General features: G+C 62.6%; 19 protein-coding genes. 10 read left to right on the forward strand and 9 right to left on the reverse strand.

Annotation, left to right across the window (positions count from 1 at the left end):
* Position 1: 1 nt before the first annotated feature.
* On the reverse strand, positions 2-343 hold the full coding sequence (locus AC1C2Q_RS05620; RefSeq protein ID WP_495430054.1) for a PadR family transcriptional regulator: 342 nt from the start codon (positions 341-343) through the stop codon (positions 2-4).
* Between the two features lie 238 nt (positions 344-581).
* On the opposite strand from AC1C2Q_RS05620, the gene AC1C2Q_RS05625 reads away from it, so the two are divergent.
* A complete protein-coding gene (locus AC1C2Q_RS05625; RefSeq protein WP_495449317.1) occupies positions 582-1388 on the forward strand; it encodes an aggregation-promoting factor C-terminal-like domain-containing protein in 807 nt (268 codons plus the stop codon).
* Between the two features lie 110 nt (positions 1389-1498).
* A complete protein-coding gene (locus AC1C2Q_RS05630; protein WP_495431711.1) occupies positions 1499-2542 on the forward strand; it encodes an NAD(P)-dependent alcohol dehydrogenase in 1044 nt (347 codons plus the stop codon).
* Between the two features lie 57 nt (positions 2543-2599).
* Here AC1C2Q_RS05630 and AC1C2Q_RS05635 read toward each other — a convergent pair whose 3' ends face one another.
* Entirely contained in the window at positions 2600-3442 is an 843-nt protein-coding gene (locus AC1C2Q_RS05635; protein ID WP_495430056.1) for a helix-turn-helix transcriptional regulator, read from the reverse strand.
* 123 nt (positions 3443-3565) lie between these two features.
* On the opposite strand from AC1C2Q_RS05635, the gene AC1C2Q_RS05640 reads away from it, so the two are divergent.
* The 3 genes from AC1C2Q_RS05640 to AC1C2Q_RS05650 all read left to right on the forward strand — a co-directional run bounded on the left by AC1C2Q_RS05640 (position 3566) and on the right by AC1C2Q_RS05650 (position 6282).
* The gene (locus AC1C2Q_RS05640) at positions 3566-4507 is read left to right on the forward strand and encodes an SDR family oxidoreductase (RefSeq protein ID WP_495449318.1); all 942 of its coding nucleotides are present in this window, start codon (positions 3566-3568) and stop codon (positions 4505-4507) included.
* 59 nt (positions 4508-4566) lie between these two features.
* Positions 4567-5442 (forward strand): SMP-30/gluconolactonase/LRE family protein, encoded by an 876-nt coding sequence (locus AC1C2Q_RS05645; RefSeq protein ID WP_495449319.1) that lies wholly within the window; start codon positions 4567-4569, stop codon positions 5440-5442.
* An 81-nt stretch (positions 5443-5523) separates the two neighbouring features.
* Positions 5524-6282, forward strand: a complete 759-nt coding sequence (locus AC1C2Q_RS05650) for an SDR family NAD(P)-dependent oxidoreductase (protein ID WP_495449320.1) — start codon at positions 5524-5526, stop codon at positions 6280-6282.
* 18 nt (positions 6283-6300) lie between these two features.
* On the opposite strand, the gene AC1C2Q_RS05655 is transcribed toward AC1C2Q_RS05650, so the two are convergent.
* Positions 6301-7083, reverse strand: a complete 783-nt coding sequence (locus AC1C2Q_RS05655) for an NAD(P)H-dependent oxidoreductase (protein WP_495449321.1) — start codon at positions 7081-7083, stop codon at positions 6301-6303.
* A gap of 80 nt (positions 7084-7163) precedes the next feature.
* On the opposite strand from AC1C2Q_RS05655, the gene AC1C2Q_RS05660 reads away from it, so the two are divergent.
* A complete protein-coding gene (locus tag AC1C2Q_RS05660) occupies positions 7164-7520 on the forward strand; it encodes a winged helix-turn-helix transcriptional regulator (RefSeq protein ID WP_495430063.1) in 357 nt (118 codons plus the stop codon).
* Here the strand turns inward: AC1C2Q_RS05660 and AC1C2Q_RS05665 are convergent.
* The 6 genes from AC1C2Q_RS05665 to AC1C2Q_RS05690 form a co-directional block, all read right to left on the reverse strand.
* Complete coding sequence (locus AC1C2Q_RS05665; protein WP_495449322.1) at positions 7507-8310, reverse strand: MerR family transcriptional regulator; 804 nt, start codon at positions 8308-8310, stop codon at positions 7507-7509. The two genes, AC1C2Q_RS05660 and AC1C2Q_RS05665, sit on opposite strands and share 14 nt — an antisense overlap.
* Positions 8311-8375: 65 nt before the next feature.
* Complete coding sequence (locus AC1C2Q_RS05670; RefSeq protein ID WP_495449323.1) at positions 8376-9026, reverse strand: GNAT family N-acetyltransferase; 651 nt, start codon at positions 9024-9026, stop codon at positions 8376-8378.
* Positions 9027-9117: 91 nt separating this feature from the next.
* Complete coding sequence (locus tag AC1C2Q_RS05675; protein WP_495449324.1) at positions 9118-9615, reverse strand: hypothetical protein; 498 nt, start codon at positions 9613-9615, stop codon at positions 9118-9120.
* 53 nt (positions 9616-9668) lie between these two features.
* Positions 9669-10151 carry a cytochrome C5 gene (locus tag AC1C2Q_RS05680; RefSeq protein ID WP_495449325.1) on the reverse strand — a complete coding sequence of 161 codons (483 nt, stop codon included), beginning with the start codon at positions 10149-10151 and terminating at the stop codon, positions 9669-9671.
* A 49-nt stretch (positions 10152-10200) separates the two neighbouring features.
* A complete protein-coding gene (locus tag AC1C2Q_RS05685) occupies positions 10201-10479 on the reverse strand; it encodes a hypothetical protein (RefSeq protein ID WP_495449326.1) in 279 nt (92 codons plus the stop codon).
* Between the two features lie 43 nt (positions 10480-10522).
* Positions 10523-11473 carry a manganese catalase family protein gene (locus AC1C2Q_RS05690; RefSeq protein ID WP_495430078.1) on the reverse strand — a complete coding sequence of 317 codons (951 nt, stop codon included), beginning with the start codon at positions 11471-11473 and terminating at the stop codon, positions 10523-10525.
* A 302-nt stretch (positions 11474-11775) separates the two neighbouring features.
* Between AC1C2Q_RS05690 and AC1C2Q_RS05695 the strand changes: the two genes are divergently transcribed.
* The 4 genes from AC1C2Q_RS05695 to AC1C2Q_RS05710 all read left to right on the forward strand — a co-directional run bounded on the left by AC1C2Q_RS05695 (position 11776) and on the right by AC1C2Q_RS05710 (position 14039).
* Positions 11776-12747, forward strand: a complete 972-nt coding sequence (locus AC1C2Q_RS05695; protein WP_495450548.1) for an iron-containing redox enzyme family protein — start codon at positions 11776-11778, stop codon at positions 12745-12747.
* Positions 12744-12944: a CDGSH iron-sulfur domain-containing protein gene (locus AC1C2Q_RS05700; protein ID WP_495430079.1), complete on the forward strand. Its 201-nt coding sequence runs from the start codon at positions 12744-12746 to the stop codon at positions 12942-12944. Before AC1C2Q_RS05695 ends, AC1C2Q_RS05700 begins: the two co-directional genes overlap by 4 nt.
* Before the next feature lie 68 nt (positions 12945-13012).
* Positions 13013-13678: an esterase/lipase family protein gene (locus AC1C2Q_RS05705; protein WP_495430080.1), complete on the forward strand. Its 666-nt coding sequence runs from the start codon at positions 13013-13015 to the stop codon at positions 13676-13678.
* Between the two features lie 91 nt (positions 13679-13769).
* The gene (locus AC1C2Q_RS05710; RefSeq protein WP_495449327.1) at positions 13770-14039 is read left to right on the forward strand and encodes a multidrug transporter; all 270 of its coding nucleotides are present in this window, start codon (positions 13770-13772) and stop codon (positions 14037-14039) included.
* Positions 14040-14045: the final 6 nt, after the last annotated feature.

Consider the following 14045-nt stretch of genomic DNA (forward strand, 5'->3'; position numbering starts at 1 on the left):
ATCATTTCCCTTCGTCGTATGTGTTCTGGTGGAGGTGTTCGATGCGTTCGGAGAGGAAGCTCCAGGTCTTCCAGAATTCTCCGAGCTGGGTGCGCCCGGTCCGATTGAGCGAATAGACCTTGCGGGGCGGCCCCTTCTCAGAGGGAACCTTCTTCACATCCACGAAGCCGCGTTGCTCGATGCGGACGAGCAGCGCGTACACAGTGCCTTCGACCACGTCGACGAAGCCTTCGTCGCGCAGCCGCGCCGTGATCTCGTACCCGTACGCGGGGCGCTCGGTCAGGATGGTGAGGACGATGCCCTCGAGAGTGCCCTTGAGCATCTCGGTAAGTTGACTTGCCATTGACTGCTCCCTTCTACTCGGTGTCACTGACTACCAGTAGAAAGTAACACTAAGTACCGGTACTTGGCAAGACTGAGTAGCAATATCTTCGAACGACCGCTCACACCGGGCATTCAGGCGGCACGGAGGCCACACATAGGGTCGATGATGCAGAATCGTTACTTTGCGCGTCCAGCCCCGAGGTCGCGCTTGCCGCCCCGAAGCGGCGCTGATAGCTATAAGGATCGTTACGTTCGTCATGCCCAAAACTCAGTTGCTCACACCCACCCGCCCGCGCACCACTGTCATCACCCTCGCCGTGGGAGCGGTTCTGGGGCTACTCGTCACTGCGGGAATCTCGGCTGCGGCCCCCGCCGTCGCCGCTTCGCCCGGACGCGCTGCGGTCGCCGACTCGGCGCAGCTCGGAGTGGGATTGGCCGAAGCTGAGTCGGCAGTTGCCACCGGCCGAACCGCATTGACGGATGCTGCGAAGGTCGTCCTGGACGCGAAGTCAGCCGAAGTTGATCTGGGCGCCGAGAGCATCGCGATTGAAACCACAGGCCTCCTGAGCGCGCTCGGCTCGCTCTCGCAGGACGATGTCGACACGATACTGCAGCGCCCCGCCCTCACCGCCGACCTCGCCGCACAGACCGAGCTGGTGACAGCGCAGTCCGCCGCGCTACGCGGACGCATTGATGCCGCGATCGCACAACAGCAGGCTGAAGCAGCCGCCGCCGCGGCTCTCACCGCAGCGAACACACCCGACGGCGCCCGCAATGTTGCGCGGCAGATCGCTGCCGACCAGTACGGCTGGGGCGACGACCAGTTCTCCTGCCTGAACTCGCTGTGGAACAAGGAGTCAGGCTGGGACTACCAGGCGTACAACTCCGGCGGTGGAGCAACTGGCATCCCGCAGTCCCTCCCCGGCAACAAGATGGCCAGCTTCGGCGACGACTGGGCGACCAACGGAACCACGCAGATCCGCTGGGGCCTGGATTACATTCAGCGCGCCTACGGCGCACCCTGCTCGGCATGGGGTCACTCGCAGTCGGTGAACTGGTACTGAGCGGCGGCCAGGTTGTCAAGCGCCTGCCCACCAGCAGGGATAGCGGCGACACTGGGCATGTAGGTCTCTACAAGATCGGCAGGATCACCGTCATACCGAAAGGCAGGACCATGCGCGCCGTACGCTACACGCAGTACAAGACATTCCCCACAATCGAAGAGGTAGAACGTCCCAAGCCCGGCCCCGGGGAGGTTCTGCTGAAAATCGCCGGTGCGGGAGCATGCCACTCTGACGTCGCCGTCTACAACGAAATGGATGAGGGCACTCCAGGAGCAATCCCGCCCGCCTTCACCCTGGGGCACGAGTCATCCGGCTGGATCGAAGAAGTCGGAGAAGGAGTCACCGGTTTCGCCAAGGGCGATGCGTACCTCGTCTACGGCCCCATCGGATGCAAGCACTGCAAGGCGTGCTCTCGCGGACAGGACACGTACTGCGAGAACGTCGCCGAGGTGGGCTACCTAGCGACCGGGCTCGGACGTGACGGCGGCATGGCTGAGTACATGACCGTGCCTGCCACGAACCTCATTCCGCTTGAGGATGCCGACCCCATCGACGCCGCACCACTCGCCGATGCGGGACTCACTCCGTACCACGCGATCAAACTCGCTCTTCCTGCGCTTCAGGCCGGAGGCAAGAGCGTCCTCGTCATTGGACTCGGTGGACTCGGCCTCATCGGCGTGCAGATCCTCAAGGCGCTCACAGGCGCGCAGGTCATTGCCACCGACATGAAGGAGTCTGCGATGCGTCGCGCCGAAGACTTCGGCGCGGTCACTGTGGCCGGAGGCGACGGCCAGGCCGAGCGCATTCGCGAGCTCACCGGCGGGAAGGGCGTCGATGCCGTCATCGACTTCGTGGGCATCACCCCGACGATCGCACTCGGTCAGTCGCTCATCCGCCAACAGGGGCGCCTTATCGTCGTCGGCATCGCGGGTGGCGTCGTGGAGTGGTCGTTCTTCACCAACCCGTACGAAGCAGCAATCCTCAACACCTACTGGGGCACGATTGAAGACCTCTATGAGGTGGTAGCCCTCTACCGTTCAGGGCAGATCCGTCCCGACGTCGAGCGTTTCACGATGGACGAAGCTCTCACTGCGTACGAGAAACTGCAAGCCGGCGAGATCTCCGGTCGAGCGGTCGTCGTTCCGCACGCCTGACACGATCGGCATCGCTCCCTTCCTTGCCTTGCGGCCAGGAGCGGTACCCCGCCTGGCTCAGTGCGCCTGGCGTGGGCTCAGCGCCGAGAGCATCCGCATCTTCTCGTGCGTCTCCGACCCCGGTGCCGCCGTGTAGACGAGCAGCCGATGCGACTGCATCGGATCAAGCAGCGTCTGGCATGCGAGGTCGAGCGTGCCGAGCTCGGGGTGAATGAAGTGCTTGGTCTCTCGCGGACGCAGCCCGACCTCCTGCCTGTCCCAGAGCGCGCGGAACTCGGCGCTCTGGGCGAGCAGAAGATCGGCATACTGACCTGCACGCGAGTCACGTCCGCGCCGCGAAACCGCTTCACGGAGCCCTGAGACCCACAGTCGGGAGAGGAACCCGTGATCCTCCGGTGCGTAGAGATCCCGCGTCCGCGGATCAGCGAACCACCGGAAGCCGATGCTGCGATGCGCCCCGCTGAGACCAACCAGGTCACCCGTGAGGGCGACGCCCAGCGGGGTCTGGCGCAGCGTCTCTCCCAGCTCTGTCACGATCTCGGCGGGGGTGTCCTGCAGGCGATCGAAGATGCGCAGCATCCCCGGACTGATGTGATCGCTCATCAGCCCGCGCGCTGGCGGCTGATGGCCCGCGAGACGGAACACGTGATCCCGCTCCTCGATCGACAGGTGCAGCCCCTGGGCGATCGAAGCGATCATCTGCGCTGAGGGCTGCGGTCCACTGCCCCGCTCCAGCCGGGCGTAGTAGTCGGGCGACATGTGACAGAGCACGGCGACTTCCTCGCGCCTGAGCCCTTCGGTCCGCCGACGCTGACCATGCGCAAGCCCGACGTCTTCCGGCTGCAGCGCGTCACGCCGGTGGCGGAGAAAGTCCGCCAGCCCTGCTTTGTCGATCACCATGTCTCGCCTTCCATCTGCATCGATCCTGGCACTCGGACACGATCGGTATCCACTGACTGAGAGGTCCTGGATGCCGGATGTAAGAACCCGCAGAGTGGAGGAAGTCAACGAAGGAGCACCGACATGCCACGCAGGACCATCGACATCACCATCCCCACGCTGACCGGCCGTCGCGCCGTCATCACCGGAGGCAGCGACGGCGTCGGGTTGCGGATCGCCACTCGTCTCGCTCGGGTGGGTGCTGAACTCGTCCTCCCCGTGCGCAACGCAAGCAAGGGTGAGGCAGCCGCCGACGGCATCCGGCGGCTCGTCCCGGACGCAAAGATCACGCTGCTGCCCTTGGATCTGTCATCGCTTGAATCGGTGGCTTCTCTGGGCGAGACTATGCGTGCTGACGGACGACCGATTCACATGCTCATCAACAACGCCGGCGTAATGACTCCACCCGAGCGGCAGACGACGGCTGACGGGTTCGAACTGCAGTTCGGCACCAACCATCTCGGCCATTTCGCGCTTGTCGCACACCTGCTGCCGCTGCTGCGCGCCGGCCACGCACGTGTCACCTCGCAGATCAGCGTGGCTGCGAACCAGGGGTCAATCAACTGGGCGGATCTGAACTGGGAGAATTCCTACGACGGGATGCGCGCCTACAGCCAGTCGAAGATCGCCTTCGGGCTCTTCGGACTCGAACTCGACCGACGAAGTGCTGTCGCGGGTTGGGGCATCACCAGCAACCTCTCTCATCCGGGCATCGCGCCAACCAGCTTGCTCTCCGCCCGTGCTGAAATCGGACGAAGCGAAGACACTCTGGGCGTCAAATTGATCCGCTGGGCCTCAGCACGCGGGCTGGTCGTCGGGACGCCGGAAACCGCCGCGCTCGCTGCGCTGGCTGCCGTCACCGCGCCGGATGCCGGCCGCCGTCGCCTGTACGGGCCGGGCGGGATCGGCCAAATGGGCGGCGCGCCGGCCGAGCAGAAGCTCTATTCCCGGCTGCGCAGCGAAGAAGAGGCTGCGCGAGTATGGAAGATCTCGGAGGAGCTGGTCGCGGTAACGGTCGCCCCGTAGCGAGTCGTCACCGGTACCATCACGGGAGTCATCATTCCCGGATCAGGAGGCGCCCAACTATGACGACCGATACGAATCTGCTGCCGGACGGCGCGAACATCGAGCGGCTCGCGACCGGGGCGACCTGGAGCGAGGGCCCGCTGTGGATGCCCGCCGAGCGTGCAGTGCGGTGGAGCGACATCCACAACAACCGCATCATGCGCTGGGATGCGGCGACGGGCGCGGTCAGCGTGTACCGGGATGGCGTCGAGTTCACCAACGGTCGGATGCTCGACCGCGATGGCAGCGTCGTGCAGTGCTCTCACGGGATGCGGCGACTCGAGCGAGAGGCTCCCGACGGCACGGTGACGGAGATCGTCGACCACTGGGGCGAGCATCGATTGAACTCGCCGAACGATGTGGCGCTCGCGCCCGATGGCTCATACTGGTTCACCGATCCGGACTATGGCATCGTGCAACCGCAGGAGGGGCATCCCGGCGAGCGCGAGTACGGGGGCTGTCGGGTCTTCCGCTGGTCGAAGGAAGACGGCCTCACGTCGGTCATCGACGACATGGACCGCCCGAACGGACTGGCCTTCTCCCCCGACGGGCTCACCATATACGTGACGGACACTGGGTCCGGTCTGGATGACGGGCCAGGGCATTGGATCCGCGCGTACGACGTCGATGGTGCCCACGCACGAGGTGGCCGACACTTCGCCACGATCGAGGTCGGCCTTCCCGACGGCATCGCAGTCGACGTCGAAGGCCGCGTGTGGTCGTCAGCAGGCGACGGTATTCATGTCTTCGCGATCGATGGCGCAGAACTCCTGTTCGTCCCTGTGCCCGAAGTTGTCGCCAACGTGTGCTTCGGAGGAGACGACGGATCCGACCTCTTCATCACCGCGACGACGAGCCTCTACCGGCTTCGAACATCGACGCGTGCCGCTCGCTGAGGGACTGCTCCGGTGCCCAATTCCGCACCAGTGACGACTCAGCTCTCTGCACAGACACCACTCGACAAGTAAGGCAAGTAGATGGTCAACGCTTTGGTAACCGGCGCCTCGCGCGGAATTGGACGCGCTACGGCAATCGCCTTGAGCCAACGCGGTGATCGCGTTGCGGTCCACTACGGCTCCAACCGTGCATCCGCGGAAGAGACTCTGAGCCTTCTGAACGGTCAGGGACACCACCTCGTGAACGGGGACCTCACCGACCCCGAGGTCGCACGAAACGTGCTGGATGAGAGCGTCCGTGCCCTCGGATCCGTGGACATCCTCGTGAACAACGCGGCGATGGCACCCAACGAAGCGAACTTTCACCGCGTCGACCAGACCGACTACGCCACGTGGATACGCGCCTGGAGGCAGATGATCGACGTCGATCTCCTCGCCGCTGCCAACATGAGCTATCTCGTATCGAACGCGCTCATCGACGCAGGGAAGCCGGGAACGATCGTGAACATCGGCTCGCGCGGAGCAAACCGAGGCGAGCCCGACTACCCCGCGTACGGAGCGGCGAAAGCGGGACTGCACGCGCTCGGGCAGTCCCTGGCTGTGGCACTCGCGCCGCACCAGATCTCCGTCGTCAGCGTCGCTCCCGGGTTCATCGGCACCGAACGACAGGAGTCGAAGCTCACGGGCGACGGCGGAGACGCGCTCAGAGCGCAAAGCCCGTTCGGTCGCGTCGGCACTCCGGATGAAGTGGCCGCAGCGGTCATCTACCTCACCTCACCGGGGGCGCAGTGGGCATCCGGCGCGGTCCTCGACCTCAACGGCGCGTCTCACCTTCGGTAGTCGCCAGGACGCCAAGTCCTAGTGACGTCGATGGATCCCGAGGTCGGTGCGCCCCGGTGCGAACTCCTCGCGTAGAGCACGACCTGGACGATAGTCACCGCTCATCATCGTGCGATACGGGGTCGGAGTCTCCTCCGCCACACCGGCGATGCGATCAGTGAATCGCCTGATCTCACGCTCCACATCATCAGGACCCAGGTCATCGGCATCCGCGATTATGTGAAGCGGAAGTGGTTCGATGCCGGTGTAGAACAGCGTGCCGTGAGTAAGAGGGAAGAGAAGAGAATCAAGATCACCCGCGATCCCACGCGGCGCGACCGAGCGGAGGCCCTCCCCGAGCGATACGGAGATCAGGGCGCGCTTCCCGACAAGCACACCGTCACCGTATTTCCGCGGGATGCCAGTCGCGGGATCAAGCACATCGAATCCGAATCCAGACGCGAACACCCGATCGAACCACCCCTTGAGCGTCGCAGGCACCGAGTACCACCAGAGCGGGAACTGGACGACGACAAGTTCAGCATCCAATAGCTTCTGTTGTTCGATACGGACATCCTCAGGAAGCTGCCCCTCCGCGTACGCATGTGCCCAACGTGTGAGGAAAGGTTCATCCGACTGCGCGAAACCACCTAGATCAGCACGGGTGAGAACGGGGTTGAATTCCATGGCGTAGAGGTCGCTCGTCACAACGTCGTGGGTGCGTTCGAGTGCGGCTCGCCCCGCTTCGAATAATTGCCGGTTGAACGACCGTTCATCGGGATGCACGTAGACATAAAGCGCTTGTGGCCTTCTCGTAGACATGCAACGATCGAACCACCTACTCCATATTTTGTGAAGTATGCACTTTTCTGTCCTATACCGACTGTCTGGATAGTGTCGAAATGAGATCTTCCACCACACATGCCGCCTCCGTATGCCCCGTTGAGGTGACGGTGAGCATCGTCGGAGGGTCATGGAAGCTGACGATCATCCAGAAGCTTCTAGCCGGCACGCGCAGATTCGGCGAACTCCGTCGGGACATCGGCGACATCACGGACCGCGTGCTCACCCGTCAGTTGCGCGAACTGGAGTCGGACCATCTCGTGCATCGCGAAGTGTTCGCGCAGGTTCCGCCACGCGTCGAGTATTCACTCACTCCTCAAGGCCGATCGTTGGAGCCGCTCGTCGAGATGATGGATCAGTGGGGTCAGCAGTGGACTGCCGACCACAAAGAAGGCGTCACACTCAACGCCGAGTGACCGGCTGCTGCAGCTCCGTCACCCAATCGGACTGGTCATCCGAGACAGCCCGCACATACAGCTCGCGGCACGGGCCGGAGTGCACCAGACCCCGAGCAAAGATCTCGGAGTGGATCGCCTGCCAGCTTTCGGCGATCTGCTCCATCGATCCGAGATGGATGCCGCAGACGGCGGCTTCCGCGGCCGGCAGCTCGATGATCTCGAAGCCATCCCGAGCGGGACCGTTATACGCGTAACCCGCGATGATCTGGAGTCCGCCGTCGATCGTCTCGTATTGGGCAATCGGCGTCGTCAGCGATCCGGGCTCATCGCCGATGAGCTCTGAGACGGCATCGAACGCTGGTCCCACGAAGCCCGCAACGTCGGGTTGATCGGCGACGACAGTGCGACGGGCTGCGAGGCGGACAGCGGGCAGGGGCTTCTCGATGATTTCAATGTGCGACATGTGATTCTCTTTCTCGATGAGGTGAAGCCGCCGTTCCACGTCAACGAGTCTGCCAGCGGCAATTCGATGCTCCTGCTCGACCTCGGCACGCCGAATTCGCAACAGCGCAGCGATGCGATCCGCGTCAACTCCCTGGTTGAGAATCGATGAGATGTCATCGAGACCGAACCCGAGTTGACGCAACGCGACGATCCGATGCAGTCGTTCCAGCTGCGATGGGTCATAAGAGCGATAACCGCTGAACTCGTCCACGTGAGCCGGTACGAGCAGACCTGCGGTGTCCCAATGCCGAAGCATCCGATGGGTCACCTGGCCGATCTGCGCGAAAGCTCCGATGGATAACATGTCTCAGTTCTCCCGCCTGCCACAGTGTCAGGGTCAAGTATCGCGTGATCGGCTCGGACCTTTGCTCAGCGCTTCACACCTAACTGGGCGAGGGCGGGTTCCACACCGCTGACCTCGATCGACCAGTCTGGACGCACGAACGCAGCCTTTTCAAGGCGCACACGCTGCTCCTCGACGGGCTCGCCCTGCCGCGGCGCGACCCGAGTGATGCCGTTCAGCTCGTAGCCGAGTTTTTTCGACACGTTCAGGGATGCCTCGTTCCAGCTCGCAGCACCGGATTCAGCCCATTCCGCTCCGAGCACATCGAACGCGAACAGCAACAACGCGGCGCGCATCTCGGTTCCCAGCCCCTTGCCGTGCACCCGCTGGGTGAGCCAGGATCCGGTGTTCACCGTGCGCCGGTCGGTGAAGTCGTGGGCAGAGAGATCCTGCGACCCGACTACGCGACCCTCGAAGTGGACGCCGAAGGCGACGTTCCAGTGTCGCTCCGAGACGCGGTTGCGCAGACTCCACTGGAATGTCGCGAGGTTCCTCGGCAGGTCACGGGGATCGGCGTCGGTCCACGGCACACTGAATGGCGTCCGTTCAGGATCATGCACACCGTCAAGAGCCGCCCGCACGAGCTCTGGCAGGTCGATGTCTCTGATCGGTCGCAATACCAACCTCGGAGTGGTGATCTCGAGTCCGAACAGCGGCCAGATGTCTTCCAATTCCATTCCGTGACGCTATCCCACGTTGCGGATACGAAGGTGCTCTGTTACTTCTCGTCAGCTGCCCCGTGCCTCAGATGCGACGCCGTCGCCGTGGCTACCGTCCGTCTCGTTTCGCTTGACGGCGGGCGCCCTGGGCGCGACTGGAGGCATCGCGTTTCACGCCACCTGTGGTCTTCTGATGCGAGCGGGTCTGCCCAGGGCCGATCCCATTTTCGTCCTGGATGCCCGACGTGTCGGGCCCGGTCGACTTTCCGGCGCGCGCACGCGCCAAGCGTTCATCCTTGAGCGCCTCGGCCGCCTCGTGTGCCACCCTGGCCAGCTCGGCACTCACGATCGAAAGCGCCTCTTCGAACACATACGCACGGGCGCGTGATTTGCTTGAGACCGGGGCAGCGGCTCCTCTGCCTCCCGCCTCCTGTACTTCTGCGGCCGCGCGACGACGGTAATTCTTGGTGTGTTTGTTGCGTGCTCGACGGATGCGTTTATGCAATGACAAGAGCTCGTCTTCATCGAGCGCCGCGATGCGGTCGGGCTCAAGTTCACGAATCAGATCGAGTTCGTCACGCTTCAGTACCCACAGATATTGCTCCATTTGCCGATGATGGCACAGCGTCACGCGCCGCGATAGTAGCAAATAGCCGCCCGCTAACTGGACGTGCCATCGAGCTTCTCCTCGACGAAGACATCCTCGATCTCGAGTTCGTCGTCCAGCTGTGCACGAATCCACGATTCGGGGAACTGACGCGGCGCGACAAAAGACAGCAGAACCGCGTCGGGCAGCACGGTTATCGAGTGCACCTCGAGATCCAGCCGCAGGTCGGTCTTCTCCGCGATCGCGTCGGGATCGCCGACGGCATCCTCAATCTCTTCCGCAATGCGATCGAGGACCGCCCGCCAACGCGCCTCGGGAAAAGCAAGCACCCGCGACACCATCTCCACGAGCCCGCGAACGTCGATGTCATCGTCGTCGGCCTCCTCAAGATCTGGGTCGACATGCACTGTCACGGCGTTGCCTGCCGTCTCGAAGTGTGCCCGTCCGGAGACGAATCCATCGTCGATGGACGGCTCGTCGAGGAGCCCTTCGGCGGAGAGTCGGAGTTGGAGGTCGCTAAGGATGATCGCGGTCACGAATCAATTCTCTCGCGATATCGAATGGTTAAGGCGTGGATCTGTCGGCTCAAAGGTCGAAGAGGCCGCCAAAGGGCACGTCATCATCGCCCGTATCACGAGGATCGAATTGAACGGTCTCGACAGACACCACGACTTCAGTGCTTGAGGAAACCAGAACGCTCACCGCGCGATTGCCCACGACCACGAAGTCCACGAATTTCCCAGTGGACTGCGCGGCGTCTTCGACCTGCCGCTTCAGGTTTTCGAGGTCCTGACCCTGCGCCAGGAAGAAGCTTCCACCATTCACAGCAATCTGCGTGCGCACCATCGTCTGCATCTCGTCCATCCGGAGACCTTACCCTTTCCTCGCCCGCCATCGGCCACCCTGCTCAGGTCATTCGTCCGAACGTCGCATCGATATCGGCCATTTCCATCGCCGCAGTGGCTTCGATGAGCTTCCGAAGTTCGTCATCGGCTCCCGGCGAGTACTCCTCGAGTCGTTCGGGTGAGATGGTCATCGGAACTCCCGACGGCGCCTGCTCACTCGCGTCGAGAACCGTCCCGTCATTCGAGGGCGATGCTCCCTGGAAGATCTTCCCCGCCTCGGACTGCGCCGTCAGGTCGAAGGAGTACTGCTTGCTCTGCAGCCCGAGGTCGAGGAGCGCCTTGACCTCAGGGAACTGCTCGGCATTCGTCTTCGGGATGGGCAGCGAAGTACGCCAGTTCACTCCGAGCGTTTCCAACGCCTTCGCATACGCGTTCTCGTGCGCCTGATCTCGAACGATGAGATAAGAGATCGTGCTGCGGGCGGTCTTATTGTCGGTCATCTCGTAGAGGCGGCACTTCTGCAGACGGCCGGTCGATTCGAGCATGAGGTTGTAGAGCAGGTCGAGGACGAGGTTGCCCGAATTGTAGACGTAGCTGCCCATCCACGGATTGCCCGCAGCATCCACGGGAAGGGCCCCCTGTGCGCCAACGAGGTAGTGGTGGATGTTGCTCGTATCCAGCGCGATGCTCAACGGCGTGGCTCCGCCGGCAGCCGGCTCGTCGACCGGATCAGTGGGCTTTCCCTGGTAGCGCGGGGATCCGTCGAGTAACCGCGAGATCGTCGTCCCGATCAGTTCGACGTGGCTGATCTCTTCCGTACCGATGCCCTGGATCAGGTCCTTGTACGGCTTACCGTTCGGACCGCGGAAATTGATGCTTTGAAAGAGGTACTGCATCATCGTTCGCATCTCGCCGAATTGTCCACCAAGGCCTTCTTGCAGCGCGTTCGCTGCCGCGGGATCCGGCTCGTCCTGAGCGATCTCGTTGATGAACTCTTGCACGTGAAAATACATTGCTTGCCTCCATGATCTCGTTGCGCCGCTGCCGGATGGCCTCCGAGCGGGTCTACTCGACAGGTTTACGCCCCACACGAGCGGTGGCGTTCGGGGGTTGCGTCAACGGGCAACATGTGGGATACGTGTGAGCGAATCGCTACTTGCTCCGGCGGCAAACGTCAAGGAGGTTCTTTCGCGACATCGATACCCGCAAAATGCTGGTATCCCCAGGAACGGAGTGACTTGTGTCCACCATCGCCATCGCCCCAGACGCTGTCCGTCTGCCCTTCGCTTCGCGCGGACCACTCAGTAACGCCGTAATGCGTCACCTCACCGGCTCACGCGAAGGCCTTGATCATGGCGCCTTGGCAGCTCGCGCGGTCGCTGAGACTTCTGACATCTTCAGGGACGAAGACATCCAACTCGCCCTATTCACGTTGTACGCATCCGCCTATGGATCGGTCGATCAATTCGCATCGGATCTTGAATGGGACCCACAGCTGATCACAACGCGACGAATCCTAGAAGAGCGCTTCGAAAGCGATCTCCGCGCGGCCGTGCAGATACCGGATCTCCCCGATCCTGCGATCGATGCCGTCGCCAGATCGCTGTTCGCGCTCACCAATGACGACTCCGGACCGAGCCTGTCGCGCTATGTGGCCAAGAAGGCGACGGTGGAGCAGGCGCGCGAATTCCTCGTGCAGCGATCCGTGTACACCTTGCGCGAAGCAGATCCGCACTCCTGGGCGATCCCCCGCTTGCACGGTCGCGCCAAAGCAGCGCTCGTGGAGATCCAAGCCGACGAATATGGGGGTGGGCGAGCTGATCGCATGCACGCCACGATCTTCGCTGCTTCGATGCGGGGTGCCGGACTGGACGACTCATACGGCAGCTACGTCGACGTGGTCCCGGCTGTCACCCTCACTTCGCACAACATGATGTCGATGTTCGGTATCAACCGACGACTCGTCGGAGCGATCGTCGGCCACCTCGCCGCATTCGAAATGACATCCTCGATTCCGAACCGCATGTACGGCGATGGCTTTCGACGACTTGGTTTCGGCGAAGACGTCACTGACTACTTCGACGAGCATGTCGAAGCGGACGCCGTGCATGAACAGATCGCAGGCCGTGATCTCGCCGGCGCACTCGCCGAGGACCGGCCCGACCTGCTCAAGGACATTATGTTCGGTGCGGCCGCGTGCCTGACCGTCGATGGTTGGGTAGGGGCGCACATCCTCGACGCATGGTCGAACGGAACATCATCATTGCGGACAGGAGGCACACGATGAACACGGAGCGCGCGACGATCACACCTTACCCGGATGGCCCCCTACTGCTCCGCGGCGACGTTGAGCTTCGAACCCCAGACGGCGAGCCCATAAAGCGCAGTCGCCGTACCGTGGCCCTGTGTCGGTGCGGCTTGTCCACGATCAAGCCGTTCTGTGACGGGACACACAAGGCAGCCAATTTCCGCACAGAAGAGTGACGTCGACTACGTCCCTCCGTCATCCGCTCTTTCACCGGTCCTCCGGAAATTCGAAGAGAATTGTCCGCATGAACGACATGCTCCGAGCCGCCGTGTGGTGGATATGGGACTACGCGTATGCACTGGTATGGCAGACGCGAGCGCTCTTCAACCGAACCGCCCCCTCTTCCTTCCTGATCGGTAATGGGGTTCCCATCATCGTGCTGCCCGGAGTTTTCGAAACCTGGAAGTTCATGCAGCCGCTGGTCGAGGAGATGCATGCCAGGGGCCACCCTGTACACATCGTGGAGTTACTCCGACGGAACCATCGACCGATCGCGGAAATGGCCGAGGAGGTCGCGTCTTACCTGCAGGCCGAGAATCTCAAGGACGTTGTCCTGGTAGCGCACAGCAAAGGAGGCCTCGCGGGAAAGCTGGTGATGGTCGGTGCTGCCGGAAGCCGGGTGCGCGGCATGCTCGCCATTGCGACACCTTTCGGTGGATCTCGATATGCGCGTCTGATGGTCGGCCGCACGCTGCGCGCATTTTCTCCCACCGACCCGGAGATCGTTAGCCTCACCCGGAACACAGCCATCAACAGCAGGGTCATCTCGGTTTATGCCCGCTTCGATCCCCACATTCCTGAGGGCAGTGAGCTCCCGGGGGCCAAGAACGTCCTGCTCGACACGGGCGGCCACTTTCGTGTGCTCGCGCATCCCCGAGTCCTCGCGGAGCTCACTGCTATCTGCAAATAGCATCTATGTGAACACGACGACTAATTGTCAATGGGCGATGCGAAACTGCCTTTGGCTGTCAACCTGGTTCCCACCGACCAAAGGAAACGCGATGTCAGAGTTGAACATGTCAGCAGACGGAAGTGACGACCGAACTCCCGAAGAAGGAGACCTGAACGTCGATGACGGCATGACGGATGAGCAGAAGCGCCACGACCAGTTGACCTCGGCTCCCGACGCCTCGGAAGACGACGCGGCTCCGCGAATTGAGGTGACCGAGCGCAACGGCGTCACGCGAGTCGATATAGCGAAAGACACGCCAGTTCGCCCCGGCCCCGGTCCCGGCATGCCCGAAGCGGATGCTCTACCGTCCGACGAATAGTCCGCC

The organism is Microbacterium sp. Y356 (genome assembly GCF_059445355.1).